The 705-nt window shown below is 71.3% G+C and carries 1 protein-coding gene; it reads right to left on the bottom strand.

The features are described 5' to 3' along the window. Positions 1–79: 79 nt before the first annotated feature. A complete protein-coding gene (locus MJ797_RS22705; RefSeq protein WP_239341009.1) occupies positions 80–595 on the bottom strand; it encodes a hypothetical protein in 516 nt (171 codons plus the stop codon). Between the last annotated feature and the right edge of the window lie 110 nt (positions 596–705).

Raw genomic sequence — 705 nt, 5'->3', positions numbered from 1 at the left:
GACCACTAAGGACATCGAGATCGTCACCCTGCGCCATCAAATCACCGTGCTGCAACGCCAGCTCGACGGCGCAACGGATTTAGAGCGACCGGCAATAGGGGACGCGGCGTCGCGGGGCTGGGGCACGCACCTCACCGCTGTTCTGGCCGACCGTCGGGCCGCGGTCCTCGTCAAGGCCGTCGACCACGAGAACCAGTCGGCTGCCGCGTTCCTTGCAGTGGCGGGCGGCTTCGCGTAGCAGGCGCTGGCGCTCGCCGTCGCGTTGCTCCGGTGTGAGCCCCTCGGGCAGGCCCTGACCGAGGATCTCCTGTAGCTGGCCCAGCAGCGCGTCGGTGAAGGCTGCCGCGTTGTCCTGGCCGGCCAGGCGGCCCGTGATGAAGAACGAGACCGCCACTGCCCAGGGCTGGGGCTCTAGGGCCTGTTCCGAAAGGGCTAGGACGAACGACGACATGAGCGCGGTCTTGCCGGCCCAGGGCCCGGCCCGCCACCAGCTGTAGCCGCCGTCGTCGGCGCAGAACGCGGTCAGCTCCGCCAGCTCCGTGACCTCCGCCGCGAAGCGGTGGTCCCGCGCGGCGGCTTCGACCGCCTGCTCCACCCGCCGCCGGGTCGGCTTGCTGGACCGTCCCCACCGTCCCCACCGTCCCCACCGTCCGCGGCCTCAGCCCGCAGGTCCGCCAGGGCGGGTTCGCCGCTTTTACCCGGACA

Origin of the sequence: Protofrankia sp. CiP3 (assembly GCF_917627345.1) — a bacterium.
Taxonomy (GTDB): Bacteria; Actinomycetota; Actinomycetes; order Frankiales; family Frankiaceae; genus Protofrankia.
The sequence above is the reverse complement of the archived record's forward strand: the minus strand, read 5'-3'. Positions and strand labels throughout refer to the sequence as shown.